The 18,757-nt window shown below is 34.9% G+C and carries 16 protein-coding genes; 7 read left to right on the top strand and 9 right to left on the bottom strand.

Features of this window, described 5'->3' with window-relative positions; translation table 11 throughout:
• Window positions 1-480, bottom strand: a complete 480-nt coding sequence (locus EG814_RS01815; protein ID WP_125718313.1) for a gliding motility lipoprotein GldH — start codon at window positions 478-480, stop codon at window positions 1-3.
• Window positions 464-1,867: a PSP1 domain-containing protein gene (locus EG814_RS01820; protein ID WP_125718315.1), complete on the bottom strand. Its 1,404-nt coding sequence runs from the start codon at window positions 1,865-1,867 to the stop codon at window positions 464-466. Before EG814_RS01820 ends, EG814_RS01815 begins: the two co-directional genes overlap by 17 nt.
• A 308-nt stretch (window positions 1,868-2,175) precedes the next feature.
• Between EG814_RS01820 and EG814_RS01825 the strand changes: the two genes are divergently transcribed.
• The 4 genes from EG814_RS01825 to EG814_RS01840 are packed head-to-tail and all read left to right on the top strand — an operon-like array spanning window position 2,176 to window position 6,077.
• Complete coding sequence (locus tag EG814_RS01825) at window positions 2,176-3,357, top strand: ankyrin repeat domain-containing protein (protein WP_125718317.1); 1,182 nt, start codon at window positions 2,176-2,178, stop codon at window positions 3,355-3,357.
• Between the two features lie 18 nt (window positions 3,358-3,375).
• Window positions 3,376-4,713: an ankyrin repeat domain-containing protein gene (locus tag EG814_RS01830; RefSeq protein WP_235830889.1), complete on the top strand. Its 1,338-nt coding sequence runs from the start codon at window positions 3,376-3,378 to the stop codon at window positions 4,711-4,713.
• Window positions 4,714-4,731: 18 nt separating this feature from the next.
• Window positions 4,732-5,274, top strand: a complete 543-nt coding sequence (locus tag EG814_RS01835; RefSeq protein ID WP_125718321.1) for a hypothetical protein — start codon at window positions 4,732-4,734, stop codon at window positions 5,272-5,274.
• Between the two features lie 50 nt (window positions 5,275-5,324).
• A complete protein-coding gene (locus EG814_RS01840; protein ID WP_125718323.1) occupies window positions 5,325-6,077 on the top strand; it encodes a hypothetical protein in 753 nt (250 codons plus the stop codon).
• Between the two features lie 52 nt (window positions 6,078-6,129).
• Here the strand turns inward: EG814_RS01840 and EG814_RS01845 are convergent, their stop codons facing one another.
• From EG814_RS01845 to trhO, 4 genes are all read right to left on the bottom strand, one after another.
• Entirely contained in the window at window positions 6,130-6,360 is a 231-nt protein-coding gene (locus EG814_RS01845) for a ferredoxin (RefSeq protein WP_125718325.1), read from the bottom strand.
• Complete coding sequence (locus tag EG814_RS01850) at window positions 6,360-7,601, bottom strand: peptidase U32 family protein (protein ID WP_125718327.1); 1,242 nt, start codon at window positions 7,599-7,601, stop codon at window positions 6,360-6,362. The genes EG814_RS01845 and EG814_RS01850 overlap by 1 nt, the downstream gene beginning before the upstream one ends.
• Before the next feature lie 619 nt (window positions 7,602-8,220).
• Window positions 8,221-8,664, bottom strand: a complete 444-nt coding sequence (tnpA, locus tag EG814_RS01855) for an IS200/IS605 family transposase (RefSeq protein ID WP_125718329.1) — start codon at window positions 8,662-8,664, stop codon at window positions 8,221-8,223.
• 24 nt (window positions 8,665-8,688) lie between these two features.
• Complete coding sequence (gene trhO, locus EG814_RS01860; RefSeq protein WP_125718331.1) at window positions 8,689-10,047, bottom strand: oxygen-dependent tRNA uridine(34) hydroxylase TrhO; 1,359 nt, start codon at window positions 10,045-10,047, stop codon at window positions 8,689-8,691.
• A 463-nt stretch (window positions 10,048-10,510) separates the two neighbouring features.
• Between trhO and EG814_RS01865 the strand changes: the two genes are divergently transcribed.
• Genes EG814_RS01865 through EG814_RS01875 form a run of 3 tightly spaced genes read left to right on the top strand, consistent with a single transcriptional unit; the run spans window position 10,511 to window position 16,208 of the window.
• Window positions 10,511-11,656, top strand: coding sequence for an efflux RND transporter periplasmic adaptor subunit (locus EG814_RS01865; protein WP_125718333.1), 1,146 nt, complete (start codon window positions 10,511-10,513; stop codon window positions 11,654-11,656).
• A gap of 18 nt (window positions 11,657-11,674) precedes the next feature.
• Window positions 11,675-14,848, top strand: a complete 3,174-nt coding sequence (locus EG814_RS01870) for an efflux RND transporter permease subunit (RefSeq protein WP_125718335.1) — start codon at window positions 11,675-11,677, stop codon at window positions 14,846-14,848.
• Window positions 14,841-16,208, top strand: coding sequence for an efflux transporter outer membrane subunit (locus EG814_RS01875; RefSeq protein WP_125718337.1), 1,368 nt, complete (start codon window positions 14,841-14,843; stop codon window positions 16,206-16,208). The genes EG814_RS01870 and EG814_RS01875 overlap by 8 nt, the downstream gene beginning before the upstream one ends.
• Before the next feature lie 168 nt (window positions 16,209-16,376).
• Here the strand turns inward: EG814_RS01875 and EG814_RS01880 are convergent, their stop codons facing one another.
• The 3 genes from EG814_RS01880 to EG814_RS01890 all read right to left on the bottom strand — a co-directional run bounded on the left by EG814_RS01880 (window position 16,377) and on the right by EG814_RS01890 (window position 18,640).
• Complete coding sequence (locus tag EG814_RS01880; RefSeq protein WP_125718339.1) at window positions 16,377-16,787, bottom strand: BrxA/BrxB family bacilliredoxin; 411 nt, start codon at window positions 16,785-16,787, stop codon at window positions 16,377-16,379.
• A gap of 203 nt (window positions 16,788-16,990) precedes the next feature.
• Entirely contained in the window at window positions 16,991-18,157 is a 1,167-nt protein-coding gene (locus EG814_RS01885; protein ID WP_125718341.1) for a lycopene cyclase family protein, read from the bottom strand.
• A gap of 18 nt (window positions 18,158-18,175) precedes the next feature.
• A complete protein-coding gene (locus EG814_RS01890) occupies window positions 18,176-18,640 on the bottom strand; it encodes a thioredoxin family protein (RefSeq protein ID WP_125718343.1) in 465 nt (154 codons plus the stop codon).
• Window positions 18,641-18,757 lie beyond the last annotated feature (117 nt).

Here is an 18,757-nt window from a genome sequence, read left to right on the forward strand (position 1 = left end):
CTAATCTTTTTGTTCTATTCTAAAACCAACGTCTGTAATTCCTTGCAAAGCTTCAACGCCAGGAATCTTACCTGATTGTCTCACAGCTTGTTTAATGTGAACTTTATATTTTCCTGTAAACTTTACATCTTCTTTGTAATAAAGTTTGCTCTCTTTTATATCAGAAAATCCGTTTCCTAACAATGTTCCGTCTGGCTCTGCCATTTGGTATTCTAAGGTATCCACTTTTGTAAATCCGCTTGGCGTTTCAATAGCAACAATCAAAAACAAATTATTAAACGGATAATTGTCATTGTCTCGTATGTTTACAAATAGATTGTATTTTTTTGTAGAATCTAAAACCGGCAGATCAAAGCTTATAATGCTGTCTTTGTGCCAGGCACTTCCAACAGATTTATACTCGTCAAATACTCTTTTTTTATCGCAAGAAAAAAGAAGTATTGCGGCCAAAAGAAGAATTCCGCTATTTTTTATTCTCATTTTTAGTATTCGTTATTGGTTTTCTAGGTTCAGCAGCTTTATTTTCATTTGAATTTTGCTTATTCGGATTGTTTTTATTCGAATTATGCTTTTTCTTATGATTTTGCTTGTTTGGATTGTTTTGATTATTTGCCTTATTTGGATTGCCATTATTTGCATTACCATTGTTCGGACTATTATTTCCTGCTGGTTTAATGGTGTTTGTATTTTTCTCCTGTTGCGGTTTTACCGGAGCCGCTACACCAGCTGCCTCTGCATTTGGCTTACGCTTGCGATTTGGTTTTTTCTTTCTCTTTGGCTGGTCAAAACGAGTTAAACTTTCTTGACCCATTGCATTATTGAAGTCTTTTTCTGGTTCTGCAACAACCTCAACAGCAAAATCTTCTAAAGAAGAGACTTTGTTTTTCTGTTTATTTTCGGCAATAATTTCTTTTACTTGATCAATTTTTAAAACATGCCAGTTTGCAAAATTATTCGTGTAAGCAAACCACATTAATCCTTTAAAAATATCTTGTTTTTGGCAAACTGCATCTCCTTTTTCAGTAATCAGTTTGGTATCATAATCTGGAAAATCTTTTAAAGCGTCCATGTAAGTGTCTAACTCATAGTTCAGACAACATTTTAATTTTCCGCATTGTCCCGCTAATTTTTGCGGATTCAATGATAATTGCTGATAACGTGCCGCTGATGTATTAACACTTCTAAAATCGGTTAGCCAAGTCGAACAGCAAAGTTCACGTCCGCAAGAACCAACCCCGCCTAAACGAGCTGCTTCCTGACGGAAGCCTACTTGTTTCATTTCGACTCTGGTACTAAATTCTTTAGCAAAATCCTTAATCAGCATTCTAAAGTCGACACGATCATTTGCCGTGTAGTAAAAAGTTGCTTTAGATCCGTCACCTTGAAATTCGATATCAGAAATTTTCATTTCCAATTTATGCTGAATTGCTAATTCACGTGCACGAACTTTCATTGGTTCCTCACGATCACGAGCCACAGACCAGATATCGATATCCTTTTGAGATGCTTTTCTATAAATTTTTGGAACGTCGTTACTATCTGGATTTGCTCCTTTTTTCTTCATTTGAATCTTTACCAATTCTCCTGTAAGTGTAACAATTCCAATATCATGTCCTGGCGAAGCAACAGTTGCCACAATATCGCCAATGCTTAGAGTCAATTTATCAGAATTTCTAAAAAATTCCTTACGTCCGTTTTTAAAACGAACCTCAACACAATCAAAAACCGGCTCTCCATTAGACGGACTCATGTTCGAAAGCCAGTCAAAAACCGTCAATTTATTGCAGCTATCGGTGCCGCAAGTCCCATTATTTTTACAACCTTTTGGTGCGCCACCATCTGAGGTTGAACAACTTGTACATGCCATAATTATATATGTAGTGCTGCCAGAATGCAGCTTAAGTTCATAAACGTTTGATCGGTAAAGATAGTATTTTTTTTATTTTGCTTTTATTGATTAATTCTAAAGGGTTGTTAAATAAAAAAATAGATTCAATTTTAAAAAGAACTCTCTTATAAAAACAATCTATCACTCAATTTTTAAACAGTTGTTAATTTTTAATCCTAAAATTTATTTGTGGTTTTTATGTTTTATCTTACAGCATCGTTTGTGAAGCCAATAATTACGAAACAAACTTGTTATTAAAATATAGTATCACTTTTAAATAAATTCAAATGCAAACACAAAACCAGATTGAAAATTTCCTTTTTCAGGGAAAATTTGACGAGGCCAGAGAATGCCTAAATAACGGAGAAAAATTTAACGATCAGTATCTTAAAAATAATTTTTCTCAAATCGCCGCCAAAATTATCGAAGCCAAAGAAATTGATTTTATTGAAAAATTGATAAAAGCTGGATTTATTGAAACCGATATTTACGAATTGGATAGTTTTGATCAATCGATTTTTAAATCGCTGACTTTGTATTTGAAAGATGATGATGAATCGATTTCTTTCTTCAAAGAATTGATGTCGAAGATGGATAACATTAATGACGAAATTAGCGATAAAACATTACTTGGCTATTTTCTTGAAAAAGGAATTTCGCCAAAAATAGTTCAAGTTTTAGTTGAAGATTTTGGGGCTAATACACAGTATAAGAACAATGCAGGAGAAAATTTTATCTATACCGTTTTGAATACTTATGGCTTAGATCCTGAAAAAGTTAAAGAATATATTACTCTTTTGATCAATAATGGAGTCGACATCAACGAGAAAAACATTGTCGGAACTACTCCACTAATGTGTGCTGTGAAAAGAAACAGGAAAGAACTTTTACCCTTTTTACTAGAAAACGGTGCCGATCCTAACGAAACAGACAATTCTAACAATACTGCATATTACTACGCAGTAGCTGAACAATTTTCTTTTGATATGTACGATGCTTTAGCAACGGTTTCTTCACCTGACTTTAATATTGTGAACAAAGAAGGACGTACTTTATTGACTAATTTTATTAGTTCAATTTCTGGCTCTCCTTCAGACATTACTTTCCTAGAAAGATTATTAGCTGATGGCGCCGATGTTAGTTTTTGTGCGCAATATTACGGTCAGCCAAAATCGGGAATTGATTATATTGTCGAAAAGAAATCGGATATCTTGAAATCTGTTCTGGAGAATGTTTCTTTGGATGTTAACGAACAAGACAATCAAGGAAATACCATTTTGCATAAAGTCTGTGCCTACAATGTTAATTATGATGCAGAAATGGCAAAAGAAACCTATCGAAAAGTAAAATTGCTTTTAGATCAGGATGCCGATATTTCAATTACCAATGATAAAGATGAAACGGCTCTTATGCTTGCGTCTGGGGACAACCTTAAAATTAAAACTGTAGAACTTTTAATGAAACAATAAAATCAGATATTTATGTCAATGTCATTTATAGTTGCCTGTGAAAACGGAAATAGAAAAATAGCCGAATTACTGCTTCAAAACAAAGAAGTAGATTCTAAATATACAGACGAGAAAGGAAGAACAGCACTTCATTATGCGGCTCATAGAGGTTATCTCGATATTGTAAAAATATTAATTGAAGACGGAGCCGATATTAACTATGAAGATCACCAGGGAGAAACACCTTTATACTTTGCTTGTCTTCAAAAACAAAAACAAACTGCTTTATATATTTTAGACAATAATGCTGAAATCTCTAAAAACGACAAATACGGAAATAGTCTCCTTCATTTGGTCGTTCAGACGGCTCAAACTGAAATTGCAACAAAGTTGCTTCAAGGCGGAATTGATGTTAATTTACTGAATAACAATGGAGAAACACCGCTTTTATTGGCATCAGCTAAATTAAATCGAGAAATTATACAGCTACTTTTAGATAACGGAGCCGATATTAACACAAGCGATAAACAGGGAAATACACCGTTAATTTATGCTTGCTACACCAAATCGATTCCGATGGTGACATTACTTCTCGATAATGGAGCAGATGTAAATCATGTAAATCATTCTGGCGAAAATGCACTTTTGATTGCCTGTTACGAAACCAACCGAATGCTTGCCAAATTATTAGTCGAAAGAGGGGCAAATGTATTCACGTCTAACAATAATGGATATTCTCCTATTTGGTACGCTTGCGCGAATAATCAAAAGGAAATTGTCTCCTTATTTTTAGAAAATGGAGTTGATGTTAATTACAGCAAACCGGTTGCTGGCAATACATCTTCGATGAATGATTATTTAGATTGGATTGTAAGTGCCTCTAATATTTCGAACGAATCTAGTTTTACGCTAAACAGTTCTTATAACTACGGCGGAGAAAGTCTTTTGCACGTTGCCACAAAAAAAGGGAACTTAAGTATGGTAAAACTATTGATAGAAGCTGGAGCAAACATCAATATTCAAGACGAATCTGGAAATACACCTTTACATTACAGTGCTGCAAACGGCAAAAAAGATGTAGTTAAATATTTATTAGACAACAAAGCAGATGCATCGATTGTAAACGTGAAAGAACAAAAAGCAATTGATTATTCGAATGTAAAAGGTTTCAACGAAATTACCGAGTTAATTCTAAAATATGCTCCTTCGGGAACAGTTGTAACGCCAATTCAGAAAAGTGAACCTCAACCAACCGATTCAGGAAATTCTATGGAAGCCAAGAAAAAAGCACTATTAGACTTAAAAGAACTTCTTGATGCTGGAATTTTAACTTCGGAAGAATTTGAAAGTGAGAAAAGCAAAATTTTAAAAGGATAAATAATAAACAGACTTAAAATGAAAAAAATCTTAAATACCACAACTCTATTTTTAGTATTAATTGTAGGAAGTTTACTTGCTACATCTTGCAACAACCTTTCGCCAGAAAAAACCTTTGAAATTGCAGCTTTAAATTCTAATTTATTATCGCGTTTTGGAAGCAAAGAAATCAATGAAAAACTGCAATCAGAAGCACAGGTTTATGATGAAAGCCAAAAAAAGATGGTTCCTTCTTCTTACTATGATGCTTTTAAATATGATATAACCAATTTAGAAACACGATTTCAAACGATCAAAGATATTGCTGAAGATGATGATAATAAAGAACTTCTTCAGGCATCAAAAGATTTATTCTCTTATGCAATTGCCAAACAAAAAGAAGGTTATTTGCCAATCGCTAAGTTGAAAGACGAAAAAGCTTCGCCTGAACAAATAGAAAAAGCGATCACAGATTTTGATGCCTCAACTCAAAGCGAAATTGACGCAAAATTCACAAAACTAATGAACGTGGCTAAAATCTATGTTGAAAAGCATAATATTAATGCCAAGATTGGGATTTAAAGATTAAAAGCGAATTTTAATCTAAAACAAAATTTAAATTAAATAACTAAATGCTTAAAACTCTAAAACTTTCGTTGCCTTTATTTTTCTTGATTATAATCGCATCTGGCTGTAAAGATTCTAAAACAGATGCAAAGACTCAGAACACAGAAATAGTCGATCTTAAAGAAATTCCAGAAGTTGAGGAACAACCAGTTATAGTAAAAAAAGAACCAACAGATTTTATACCAAAAGGCTTTGTTTCTTTTGACACTATTTATGGTGATGTCAATAAAGATGGTTTAGAAGACTGCGCTTTAATCATTAAAGGAACTGATAAAAGTAAAGTGATAACACATGAATATAGAGGTCAATTAGATCGAAATAGAAGAGGCTTACTTGTTCTGCTTAATACCAAACAGGGATACGAACTGGCATCAAAAAATTTAGATTGTTTTTCGTCTGAAAATGAAGATGGTGGCGTTTATTATGCTCCTGAATTGTCTGTCGAGATAAAAGACCAGAAATTATATATAAGTTACGCTCATGGAAGATATGGATATTGGTCGTACACTTTTAGATATCAAAATAATGATTTTGAACTTATTGGTTATGACGAAAGTAGCAATCGAGGACCTATTGTACTAACAGAAACTAGCATCAATTTTTTAACTCGAAAAAAAATTGTCAATCAAAATGTAAATGAAAACACTTATGATGATGATGAAATTTTTGAGAAAACGGAAAGTAAAATCCAACGGACAAAACTGATGAAATTAGCTGAAATTAAAGATTTTGACGCACTCGATTTAGCAAAAGAATAAAACTAAATTTAACTAAGAGAGCCGTAATTATACGGCTCTTTTCTATTATACGCTATGTTTCCTTAACCGTAATGATCTTAACTGGACAAGCTTTTGCTGCCAATTCACAGCTTTCTGCAATACCATGATTGGGAGATTTTAAAGTAAAAAATCCTTTGGCATTCTGAGAATGAAGCAATACCGATTTTCCGTCTTTTTTTGACATTTGAAAATGTATCGGATCCATCTCGACACAGTAATTACAGCCAATGCATTTGTCTCTTTGTAAAGTGATGATAACCATTACGCCTCCACAATTTTATATAGTTTGTCTGACATTCTAATTCTAAAAGGAAGTTTTAAACTGCAATCGTCTCCTTTTGTTGCTTTTTCTCCTGCAATATCATTTACAAACATTTCGTCGATAATCATTTCCTGCGCTCCAGTACTCGGACCCGTAACAAGAATTTTATCTCCGATTTTAATATCGTAAGCTTCTATTTTGAATTGCCCAACCTCAGCTTTTGGGAAATAATGCATTCCTTTTCCCACATAAACTTTTTTCTGAGTTGCAGCAGATCCAGGAATGTCACTCCACTCGCCTAGTTCTTGTCCTAAATAATATCCTGACCAAAAACCACGATTGTAAACGGTGTTTAAAGCTTCCATCCAAATTGCTGTTTTTTCTTTTGAGAAAGTACCTTCATAATAAGCATCAATAGCTTCACGATAGGTTTTTGTAACTGTTGCCACATATTCTGGAGCGCGTCCGCGCCCTTCAAGTTTTAAAACCTGAATTCCAGAATCAATTACCTGATCTAAGAAATCGAGCGTACATAAGTCTTTTGGCGACATCATGTATTCGTTATCTAATTCTATTTCAAAACCTGTTTCCTGATCAATAACGGTATATTTTTTTCGGCAATTTTGTTTGCACGCGCCACGATTTGCAGATGAATTATGCGAATGCAGACTCAAATAACATTTCCCCGAAACGGCCATACATAAAGCGCCATGTCCGAAGATTTCGATTTCTACTAAATTCCCGTTTGGACCTTTAATTTGTTCTTTCTCAATTTGTTCCGTAATTTTCTTGACTTGACGCAAACTTAATTCACGGCTTAAAACCATAGTATCGGCAAACAGACTATAAAATTTAATGGTTTCGATATTGGTAACATTCAATTGGGTTGAAATATGCACTTCCATTCCAATCGACCTCGCCATCGCAATTACAGCTTGATCTGATGCAATTACTGCCGTAATATTGGCTTCTTTGGCTTTGTTCAACAACATTTTTACGACAGATAAATCGTGGTCGTAAATAATCGTGTTTAAAGTCAAATAACTTCGAACATTTTTGGCTTCGCAGCGATTGGCAATTTCTTTTAAATCTTCGATAGTAAAATTGACTGTCGATCTTGCACGCATGTTCAATTGTTCTACGCCAAAATATACAGAATCACAGCCATTATCAAGTGCTGCTTGCAGTGAGTCAAAGCTTCCTGCTGGAGCCATGAGTTCGATTTTGTTAGTATTTGTCATTTTGATTTGTATTGTGTTTCCAATAGCTAAACCACTGGTTCTCTTCGTTTTTCGCATCTAGCCTTAACAATTGGCAAAAATAATATGGAGAGGCGTTACATTTCTATGATTAAAATCATAGTTTATGTTTAAAAACTATTTGTAATAATAGTTTTTTGAATATTGCCCATGGTTTTAACTGGGAGTACGCTGCGTTACATGCTGTTGAGGATTTGCATTGTGTACCCACGGTTGAAACCGTGGGCAATGGTTTTATATTCTTTGTCTTTGTTTTTTAGATGAACTAACCGGATAATTAATTATGTTTAATTTACTACAATAGATCTTCAAACATAGCCCACGGTTTCAACCGTGGGTACGAAGCATTACATACCGTTGAGGATTTGCGTTGTGTACCCACGGTTGAAACCGTGGGCAATGGTTTTTATATTCTTTGTCTTTGTTTTTTAGATAAACTAACCGCATGATAATTATTTATGATAAATTCTCTGCATATAGGTTTTCAAACATTGCCCACGGTTTCAACCGTGGGTACGAAGCATTACATACCGTTGAGGATTTACATTATACACCCACAGTTGAAACCGTAGGCAATGCTTATTAGAGTGTGGTATTTAGTTTAAAGATTGGTTTTATTCTCAAAACCATGCAGTTTTACAAATTCGTCAAATTCCTTTTGCCCATCTATTTTAAGATGGTGCTTTTTTTGATTTTTGATATAATTATAAACAACATCCAGCTGGGATTCACTTACAGCAAAAGCGGCATAACCTGTTTGCCAGGAAAATTTTCCTAGAATTAGATTTTCTCCATTTATAGAATGAGAAGAACCTCCTTTTGCCTGACGAATTACATCTGCAATAGATTTTTGTGCATTTAATAAAAATAAAATATGCACATGATCTGGCATTCCGTTAATAATTCTAACTGGGCAACCTAAATCTATTAATTCATCTCGAATATAATCATGCACTCTTTTCTCAATTGAGAAATCAATTAATTCTTGACGATGTTTGGCAGCCCATATCGCATGAACCCATATTTTAGAAAAAGAATGAGACATTGTAAATTAACGTTTTTAAAAACGCTAATTTACAATTTTATACAACTTATCTGACAAACGAACACGGAAAGGAACTTCAAAAGTAACTTTATCACCAATTTTCGCAGTAGTGGTTTCTGCTCCGTTTACAATGAATTTTTCTAAAACCATTTCCTGTTCTCCAGTTGTTGGACCAGAAATTAAGATTTTATCTCCAACATTAAGTTCGTGGTTTTCTATAGTAAATTGTGCTACTTGAGCTTTAACATAGTAATGTTCTGCTTTTCCAAGTAACACTTTTTTGATTTTTATTTTCTGACGGATATCAGCTGGTTTTTGAGCGGTCGCCAAAGCAGTTTCTGGCAGTTCTCCTGAATGCTTGAATTTCAGGTTTTCTGATTTTCCTTTTCTAAAGACTTTATTTCCAACCTGTTTTCCAGTTCTTAAACGAACTTGATCAACCAAAGGCATGTGGATAATTTCCAGACATTCTGTAGAACAGCAGTTTTCCATTGCTGCTTTACAATCATCACATTGAATGAACAACAAATGGCATCCGTCATTTTCACAGTTCGTGTGGTTATCACAAGGTTTTCCACATTGATGGCATTGCGAAATAATGTCGTCTGTAATTCTTTCGCCTAGACGATTATCGAATACAAAGTTTTTACCAATAAATTTGCTTTCTAAACCTTCTTCTTTCAGCTGTTTAGCATAATTAATAATTCCGCCTTCTAATTGGTAAACGTTTTTAAAACCTTGGTGTTTGAAGTAAGCACTGGCCTTTTCGCAACGAATTCCACCTGTACAATACATTACAAGGTTTTTATCGTCTTTATGATCTTTCAGTTGTTCGTTGATAATTGGCAAACTTTCTCTAAAAGTCTCAACATCTGGAGTAATGGCTCCTTTAAAATGTCCAACTTCGCTTTCATAGTGATTTCTAAAATCTACTACAATTGTATTTGGATCATCAAGAATTTCGTTGAATTCCTTGGCTTTTAAGTGAACGCCAATATTGGTTACATCAAAAGTATCATCGTTTAAACCATCGGCAACGATTTTGTGACGCACTTTGATAGTCAGTTTTAAAAAGGAGTGATCGTCTTGTTCTACCGCAACATTCAATCGTATACCTTTCATGAAATCGTAAGCTTCAAGAGTTTCTCTAAAAGCTTCAAAATTTTCGGCAGGAACACTCATTTGAGCATTTATTCCTTCGTTTGCAACGTAAATTCGGCCTAATGCATCAAGGGCATTCCAGGCTAGGAATAAATCATTACGAAATTTTTGTGGATCTTGAATTTTGGCATACGCATAGAAAGACAACGTAAGTCGTTGTTTACCTGCATCATCGATCATGATGGCTCTTTCTTCTGCGCTTAAAGTGTTGTACAGTTGCATGCTATAAACAGTTTTAAGTTAAGAATATATAAGTTTTGTAGATTTTATTTAAAATCTGGGGCAAATTTAGGGTTTATTTTGAGATTAAAAATGATTCTAGTTCAATTATCTGTTTTTTTAACATCTTATAAATCTTTCTTTTTTGATAATGCCTATTAATTTCATAAAACATAGTTTTCTTTATTTTTTTGATTTTCTGAAAGATTTGCAAAATTTTTGAATTATCAAATAAGTATATTCGAAATAAATTATTCTTACAAAAAATGCAGTTCATCGATCTTAAATGACATTTTACCTACTTTACATTAATAACTGATAATCAGATAAATAAAATTTAAACTGTAATTAACAAAATCTAAACAATATATATCCTTATAATCAAAAAAATGTTAACTTAGCTATTGCACTTTACTGGTTTTTAATTAGTTGTATTAAATAAATTTCACCTAAAAGAATTTTAACAATGAACAAAATCTACTCCTCAGCAATTTTATTAAGTATTTTATTTTTTTCTTGCAAAAAAGAAACCCCACCGAGTCCCAAACCTTTAGAAATTTCGGTCACCACGGTTTTACAGCAAGATGTAAAATTAGAATCTGAATATACTGGACAGACTTTTGGCCAATCTGATATACAGATTAATCCGCGAGTTGATGGTATTATTGAAAGTATGAATTTCAAAGAAGGAAGTTTTGTTAAAAAAGGCCAAATACTTTATACTATCGATCCTTTACCATATAAAGCAAAACTTAATGAAGCACAAGGAGTTGCAGCAGAATCGCAGGCACGACTGTCTAAAACCAAATCCGATTTGGATATGATTACTCCATTAGCCAAAATAAATGCCGTGAGCCAGAGAGAATTGGTTTCGGCAAAAGCCTCATATAATGCATCATTAGCACAAATTAAAGCATCTGATGCTTCGGTTCAAAATGCCAAAATCGAACTGGGTTATTGTCAGATCATAGCGCCAATTTCAGGATTAATTGGTATTTCAAAAGTTCGTGTAGGCGATTATGTAAGACCAGGTGCTGTATCGATTTTAAATACTATTTCAGATTTAGGAGATGTCAGGGTTCGATTTACGATAAGCGAACAGGAATTTTTACGTCTTTATAGAGAGTTCAACAAGCCAAATTCTACTTTAAAAGGTTCTGGCGCAAGTGTTACCATAAAACTATCAGATGGCTCTCTCTATCCGCAGACAGGAAAAGTGAGTTTTGCTGACAGACAAATCGATCCTTCTACCGGCGCAATTACTTTTGAGGCTGCTTTTCCTAATCCAGATAAATTATTACGCCCAGGCCAGTATGTAAAAGTGGCACTGCTTACCGACATTCGTAAAGAAGCCCTTGTAATTCCACAACGTGCTGTAATAGAGGTTCAGGGTATTTATCAGGTCTACGTAGTAGGCAACGATAATAAAGTGCAAATGCAAATTGTAAAACCAGGTCCTGCCGTTAAAAACGGTTATATTATTGAAGAAGGACTAAAACCTGGAGATAAGATAGCCATGGGAGGTACTTCTTTATTAAAAAATGGAAGTGTCATTACTCCAAAAATCGTTCAATGGCAATTGGGCGATACAGAAACCGCAGCTGTAAAGTAATCTAAATCACATACTATTATGGGAGAATTTTTCGTCCGAAGACCGATTGTTGCCATTGTAATTAGTATTATTATTGTGATACTTGGATTACTGGCACTTCAAAAAACACCAATTTCTCAATATCCAGATATTAATCCGCCTGTTGTAAAAATTACTACCTCTTTTACAGGAGCAAATGCACTGAATGTAGAACAAGCCGTTGCCACTCCTATTGAACAAAAGGTGAATGGAGTTGAAAACATGCTATACATGAAATCTGTCAACACATCTGACGGCGCTTGTACTATTGAAGTTACTTTCGATGTGGGAACAAATCTGGATAATGCCAATATGCTTACCCAAAACAGACAAAACCAGTCTGCTCCGTTTATGCCCTCGAGTGTAAAGCAGCAAGGTGTAGTGGTAAAAAAGTCCTTATCGTTTCCGATGATGTTATTTACAATTACATCTAACAATCCGAAATATGATGCTAAGTTTTTAAATAACTATGCAAGCATTAATGTTGTTGATCAGCTAGCACGTATAAAAGGAGTCGGAGAAGTGACTCTTTTTGGAGGAAGTGACTATGCAATGCGTATTTGGCTAAAAGCAGATGTCATGAACAAACTTGGCGTTACTGTCGAAGATGTAAAAAATGCATTGAACGCTCAGAATATGATTAGCCCAGGAGGAAAATTTGGCGCAGAACCGGCACCTCCAAACACTGAATTTACTTATGGAGTAACGCTTCAAGACCGATTAGTAACGGAAAAAGAATTTGGGAATATCGTCGTTCGAAGCAAAGAAGATGGAGCTCACATTTTATTAACCGATATTGCCCGTATCGAATTAGGAACAGAGAATTACAGTTCAACTGCCCGCAGAAACAGTTCTCCAAGTGCCGTTATAGCTATATACCAGATGCCAGGAAGTAACGCTCTTGATGTTGCAGAAACTGCCAAAGCCACCATGAAACAAATGTCTGAAAAGTTTCCGCAAGACATCGTATATCAAGAATCTTTAGATACAACACTTGCTATCACCGCTGGGGTCGATGATATTGTTCATACTCTTTTCGAAGCTATTTTATTAGTTATTTTAGTAGTTTTTATATTTCTGCAAAACTGGCGCGCTACGTTAATTCCTTTAATTACTGTTCCCGTTTCGCTAATTGGTACCATAGCCGTTTTCCCAATGTTAGGATTTTCTATCAATACCCTTTCACTTCTCGGATTAGTTCTAGCAATTGGAATTGTAGTCGATGATGCAATTGTGGTGGTAGAAGCCGTAATACACCATATCGAACATGGGAAAAATCCGCGAGAAGCAACCGTTCAGGCAATGAAGGAAGTTTCTGGACCTGTAATTGCCATTGCCTTAATTCTATGTGCCGTTTTTATCCCCGTTGCGATGACTCCCGGAATTACCGGGCGTTTTTATCAGCAGTTTGCCATAACCATTGCCGTCTCGGTCGCATTCTCGGCATTTAGTGCCTTATCTTTAAGTCCCGCACTTTGTGCCATGCTCTTAAAACCCACTAAACCTCTTGATCAGCAAAAAGGATGGCTAGCTAAATTCTTTTCTGGGTTTAATAGAATTTTTGAAAAAGTTACAGGTAAATATATTGGCGGAGCCACATTCTTTGCAAAAAAAGCCATCCGTATAGTTGTTTTACTTGCTGTTATACTAGTTTCAATTGTTCTTTTAGGCAAAAAGATTCCGTTAGGATTTATTCCAGAAGAAGATCAAGGTTATGTATTAGTAAATATCGCCTTGCCACCCGCATCATCATTACAGCGTACCGATGAAATATCTAAAAAAGTAGACAGTTTCCTTAAAGAAGAAAAATCTATTCTGTCTTACACTACCATAAACGGATTTAGTATGCTTACCAGCTCCTATCAGCCTAATAATGCTTTTGTATTCATCTCTTTAAAACCTTGGGAAGAAAGAGCAGAAACCGCCAAACAGTTTGTGGACAGATTCAATAAAAAACTGGCAACTCAAATTACAACGGCAACTTGTTTTTCATTCGGTCCGCCTGCAATTCAAGGTCTAGGTGCTTCTGCTGGTTTTAGTTTAATGCTACAAGATCGCGGAGGAAACACACCGCAATATTTAGCAGAACAAACTCAGAACTTTATTGCTGCAGCACAACAGCGTCCAGAAATAAAACGAATTTACACCACTTTTAATTCCGGTACACCGCAAATTAAGCTGGATATCGACAATGATAAAGCCATGAAATTAGGAATACCAGTTTCTAAAGTCACCGAAGCACTGGGAGCCTTTTTGGGAGGAAGCTATGTAAATGATTTTAACCGTTTCGGACGCCAATATAAAGTTTATGTGCAAGGAGAAGCTGTTAATCGTGTAAGACCAGAAGATTTAAATCTCATCTATGTAAAAAATAATAAAGGAGACATGCTTCCGATCTCTACATTGGTTACAGCAACCAAAGTATCTGGTCCTGATTTTACAAATCGTCTAAACTTATACCGATCTGCCGAAATTGGCGGAAGCCCAAATGACGGCTACAGTAGTGCTCAGGCTTTAACAGCATTAGAAGAAGTTGCCAAGCAGACCTTACCTGCAGATATGAGTTACGACTACATCAACCTATCGTATCAAGAAAAACATTCGCCAGGAGGTTCTTCTGTTTTTATTATGGCATTGGTCTTTGTATTCCTGATTCTTGCCGCACAGTACGAAAGCTGGAAATTACCGTTTAGTGTGCTTCTCGGAGCTCCCTTTGCCGTATTTGGAGCATTTTTAGGACTTCTTTTGGCAAGATTTGGAAGTGATGCGTATGTCAATAATGTTTTTGCACAAATCGGACTCGTTCTTCTCATCGGATTAGTAGCGAAAAATGCCATTCTGATTGTCGAATTTGCTAAAGAAGAATATGAAAAAGGAAAACCGCTTTACGAATCGGCTATGTATGCGGCAAGACTTCGTTTTCGTCCGATTTTGATGACTGCTTTTGCTTTCATTCTTGGAGTTGTTCCGCTATTAACCGCTACTGGCGCTGGTTCGCAAGCACGTATTGTAATGGGAATGGCAGTATTTAGTGGAATGTTAATCGCCACGGTATTAGGTGTATTAATCGTGCCTGGTCTATTTGTTATGATTGAAAACATCGGTAAAAAGAAAGACGATACAATCACAACAGCAGAAAATAATGTAGAACCAAATACTACAGACCATGAGTAAGAAATATAAAATAATCGTTATTATATTGATTCTTTGCCTATTTCCTGCAGGATGTATGGTAGGGCCAAAATATAAAAGACCTGATCAGCTAAAATCGGATTCTTACATAAACGAAAGAAATTTAGACAGTCTTGCCTCGGTAACCAATGTAAAGTGGTTTGATTTGTTTAATGATGATGTACTAAAGGGACTTATAACAAAAGGTCTGGAAAATAATTATGATCTCAAAATTGCCGTTTCAAGAATTGAACAGCTTCGCGCACAGTTGGGCTACACCAAAGCAGATTTATTTCCTTCTTTTCAGTATGGAGCTACAATCAACAGCAACGAAAAATATATCTCTCCTTCTACTGCTGCAGCTACTATGTCTTGGGAACTTGATTTCTGGGGAAAATTTCGCCATGAAAATAACGCCGTCAAAAATGAACTTCTTGCAACCGATGAAGCTCGCAAAGTCATATTGTCTGACATTGTTTCCAATATTGCGACTGCCTATTTTCAGATGCGAAATTTTGATGATCAGCTTGAAATTACTCAACATACCCTTGAAACAAGACAAAAATACTTTCAAATTATAAGCGAGAGATTTGAAAAAGGCTACATCTCTGAAGTCGACAAAGTGCAGATCGAACAGCAAGTTGCTATTGCCGAAGCCGCGATTCCTAACATTCAAAGACAAATAACCTATTACGAAAATACAATAGCCTTACTAACTGGTCAGCTTCCTACCGAAATTCAGAGAGGCAAAAGCAATACCGAACTACAGATTGTCAGTACAATTCCATTATCAATTCCATCTGCGTTATTAGAAAACAGACCAGATGTAAAAGCTGCCGAATTAAGATATGCGGCAGCAAATGAAAGAATTGGTGTTGCTCAAGCCATGCGTTTTCCTTCCATCAATCTGGCTGCCCTTGCCGGATTTGCCAGTGCTGACTTAAGCAATCTCTTTTTAGGAAGTTCTTATATGCAAAATGCTTCTGGCGGAATTGCAGGTCCTATTTTCGCATTCGGAAAAAACAAAAGAAGAGTCGAAATAAACAGACAAGAGGCAGAACAGTTCAAATTCATGTATCAAAAAACCTATATTGGTGCCGTTTCAGAAGTAGAACAATCCATACAAAACGTAAGAACGTATCAAGAAGAATGGAAAGCACGCAGTAGACAAGTTCAGGCAGCTTTAATCAATTTCAAACTATCACGCGAAAGATATGATAGTGGCTACGTTTCTTATTTAGAAGTTTTAGATGTAGAAACCAATCTTTTTAATGCCCAATTAAGCCTAGCGCAATTATCTGAAAGACAATTAAGCTCAATGGTCGAATTGTATAGAGCCTTAGGCGGGGGATGGAGTTTTTAAAAGATTCTGAGATATTGAGGTTCTAAGCTACTAAGCTTCTTACTTTTAATCCATAAAAAAAGCACCTAAAATTAGGTGCTTTTCAAATCTTTGTCGCTATGTTACTTTGAAACTTTGTTTCTAAAACCTTAGTAGCTTAGAATCTCAGCATCTTAGAACCTTATCAAATTAGCAGAATTCGTTGAACGCGTCTTGTAAATTTTCAGCAATTAATTCAGCTGGGCGTCCTTCAATGTGGTGACGCTCTAACATGTGAACCAATTCTCCGTTTTTAAACAAAGCCATAGATGGCGAAGATGGAGGAAAAGGAAACATGTGCTGTCTTGCAGCATCTACAGCTTCTTTATCAACTCCTGCAAAAACAGTAATTAAATGATCTGGCTTTTTAGCACCTTCTAAACTCATTTTTGCTCCAGGACGTGCATTTCTTGCAGCGCACCCGCAAACTGAGTTTACAACAACTAAAGTGGTACCTTCCGCTTTGATAGCATTATCTACAGCTTCAGCACTATGTAAATCTTGAAAACCAGCAGCTGTTAATTCAGCCTCCATTGGTTTTACCATATCTAGTGGATACATATTCTTTTGTTTTTAATATTACTTTTGATTTGCAAAGTTACAAAGATTACTCGCAACTAGTTAATTTGAAGTATAAAGTTTTGTTATAGTTTGATTGATAAATTTGAATCTATTTTTTCTCGCAATTTTGCAGATAAAGTAGCTTTTACTCCAAACTAACATTCTGATGTCTATTAAATCTCCAAAATCTGCGAGTAACAAAATTAAAACAAAACACGAAACAAAGCCTTTATGAAAGGCAATTTTGGACATTTAATGATTACTTTAACATCTTCAGACAAACTCGTTTCTTCATCTAAAAACTTAAAAATCAGCTTCGGATTTCCTTTTTTAAACAAAGAAGAAAAAATAGAGCTTCCCAACTCATTATGACGATACAGAATATCCAAAAGCAGTAAATCGTAAAACCAAAACTTAGATTTTTTCTGAAACGACCGCATACTAATTGAACCTTGATTATCATTCTGAAGAAATTTAACCAATTCTGAAGATTTTTTATCTGAGTTTTTAAAAGTATAACCTGTACTAGCTTTTGTCCATCCGCCCACTGTACCAATATTCAAAACACGTTTTGTGTTCTTTTCCCAAAAAGGATAGCAAGTCATAGGTATACTTCCCTGCTCTTTTTCGATAATTTCGTAGTTTTCTGCACCTAATTTTTTCAGATAAAATTCAATCTCTTTTTCATATTCTTCTTTCGGAAGGAGTTTTTCCGAAAACAAAGTATATTCTACCAAAGCTTCGGTTTTTGATGTCGGCAAAACATACATAAATCTTGTATTTCCTCTCTGTTCTACCGAAAAATCCATGAAAGTTACTTCTTCTGGATTGAAAATTTCGTTTTCCGTTTTTACAAACCAACCCACAAAATGCTGTTGCAAAACGGGATATTTATTTTGCCTTTCGGCGAAAGCCTTACTATAAATACTGTTGAATAAATAATGGCAAGTAAATCTGTATTCTTCTGTTCCAACAAAAACATGCGTTTCGAGTTCGTTAATGTCGGTTACTTTGGCATTTAAGAAAGTAATATTTTGATGTTTCGATATTTCATCAAAAACAAGATTATAAAAATCTAAACCATTAATTTTATTGTATTGATAAGGTTTTAACGCCAAATGGCGATTAAAATCTTTACTAGCAAACAATGCAGAATCCCATTTTTTTGAAACAATCGAATTCCAGATGTTTTCTTCTTTTTCCCAAAAACACCAGGTTCGGTCGTTGCTCTTTTTTGAATCCTGATCTAAAAGCAAAATCGATTTATCTATGAATTTTTCAGATAAAATCATTTTGTAAACCGTCATCAGAGATGCGAGTCCTGTTCCAGTAAAAATGTAGTCGAAATGTGGGATTTGCGAAGAATTCATTCTCAAAAATAAGAAAATTTATTCTTTCAATTTTTCCAAAAGCTGTTTAAAGTCTTTTTGGCTGAGATAATAATTGTATTGAAAGATAATCTCGTTCTTCTCATTCAAAACACATAAAATTGGATACGTAATTTGGTTATTGATCGTTCCCAACTGCAAAGCCAGTTCGTGAACCCCAACATTGTTTCCTGTTGGCTGAAATTTAAATGTTTGGTTTTGAAAATGAATATCTCGTTTTTCTTCGGCATTGAAATCAATAAAGTAAAAATCTGCGTTTAGTTTTGCAATAATTTCGGGATTTTTAAAAGTCGTGGCTTTCATTCTCTGGCAAAACTGACACCAATCGGTATGAATGAAAATGACAGTTTTTCGTTTTTGAATTTGTTGCAAGCTGTCTACTTCTTCAAAAGAATTGCTTTTTAACTGGCAGAATCCCATTGAAGTTATTCCGAAGAATATAATAAGTAGATAAAGCTTTTTCATTGTTTTTATTTTTTGTTAGCCACAGATTAAAAAGATTAAAAATGATTTTTTTTTTGCCACAAATTGCACAAATTTTCACAAATTATAAATGCTTTCTACTGTGTCTACCTGAGCGTT

Origin of the sequence: Flavobacterium ustbae, from assembly GCF_003946915.1 — a bacterium.
GTDB lineage: Bacteria > Bacteroidota > Bacteroidia > Flavobacteriales > Flavobacteriaceae > Flavobacterium > Flavobacterium ustbae.

What these genes read in the sequence shown, in the direction of transcription:
- EG814_RS01835 (WP_125718321.1), top strand. Translation starts at nt 4,732, where the DNA reads ATGAAAAAAATCTTAAATACCACAACTCTATTTTTAGTATTAATTGTA.
- EG814_RS01845 (WP_125718325.1), bottom strand. Translation starts at nt 6,360, where the DNA reads ATGGTTATCATCACTTTACAAAGAGACAAATGCATTGGCTGTAATTAC.
- EG814_RS01880 (WP_125718339.1), bottom strand. Translation starts at nt 16,787, where the DNA reads ATGTATCCACTAGATATGGTAAAACCAATGGAGGCTGAATTAACAGCT.
- EG814_RS01890 (WP_125718343.1), bottom strand. Translation starts at nt 18,640, where the DNA reads ATGAAAAAGCTTTATCTACTTATTATATTCTTCGGAATAACTTCAATG.
- EG814_RS01875 (WP_125718337.1), top strand. Translation starts at nt 14,841, where the DNA reads ATGAGTAAGAAATATAAAATAATCGTTATTATATTGATTCTTTGCCTA.
- trhO (WP_125718331.1), bottom strand. Translation starts at nt 10,047, where the DNA reads ATGCAACTGTACAACACTTTAAGCGCAGAAGAAAGAGCCATCATGATC.
- EG814_RS01830 (WP_235830889.1), top strand. Translation starts at nt 3,376, where the DNA reads ATGTCATTTATAGTTGCCTGTGAAAACGGAAATAGAAAAATAGCCGAA.
- EG814_RS01870 (WP_125718335.1), top strand. Translation starts at nt 11,675, where the DNA reads ATGGGAGAATTTTTCGTCCGAAGACCGATTGTTGCCATTGTAATTAGT.
- EG814_RS01825 (WP_125718317.1), top strand. Translation starts at nt 2,176, where the DNA reads ATGCAAACACAAAACCAGATTGAAAATTTCCTTTTTCAGGGAAAATTT.
- EG814_RS01840 (WP_125718323.1), top strand. Translation starts at nt 5,325, where the DNA reads ATGCTTAAAACTCTAAAACTTTCGTTGCCTTTATTTTTCTTGATTATA.
- EG814_RS01885 (WP_125718341.1), bottom strand. Translation starts at nt 18,157, where the DNA reads ATGAATTCTTCGCAAATCCCACATTTCGACTACATTTTTACTGGAACA.
- EG814_RS01820 (WP_125718315.1), bottom strand. Translation starts at nt 1,867, where the DNA reads ATGGCATGTACAAGTTGTTCAACCTCAGATGGTGGCGCACCAAAAGGT.
- EG814_RS01865 (WP_125718333.1), top strand. Translation starts at nt 10,511, where the DNA reads ATGAACAAAATCTACTCCTCAGCAATTTTATTAAGTATTTTATTTTTT.
- EG814_RS01850 (WP_125718327.1), bottom strand. Translation starts at nt 7,601, where the DNA reads ATGACAAATACTAACAAAATCGAACTCATGGCTCCAGCAGGAAGCTTT.
- tnpA (WP_125718329.1), bottom strand. Translation starts at nt 8,664, where the DNA reads ATGTCTCATTCTTTTTCTAAAATATGGGTTCATGCGATATGGGCTGCC.
- EG814_RS01815 (WP_125718313.1), bottom strand. Translation starts at nt 480, where the DNA reads ATGAGAATAAAAAATAGCGGAATTCTTCTTTTGGCCGCAATACTTCTT.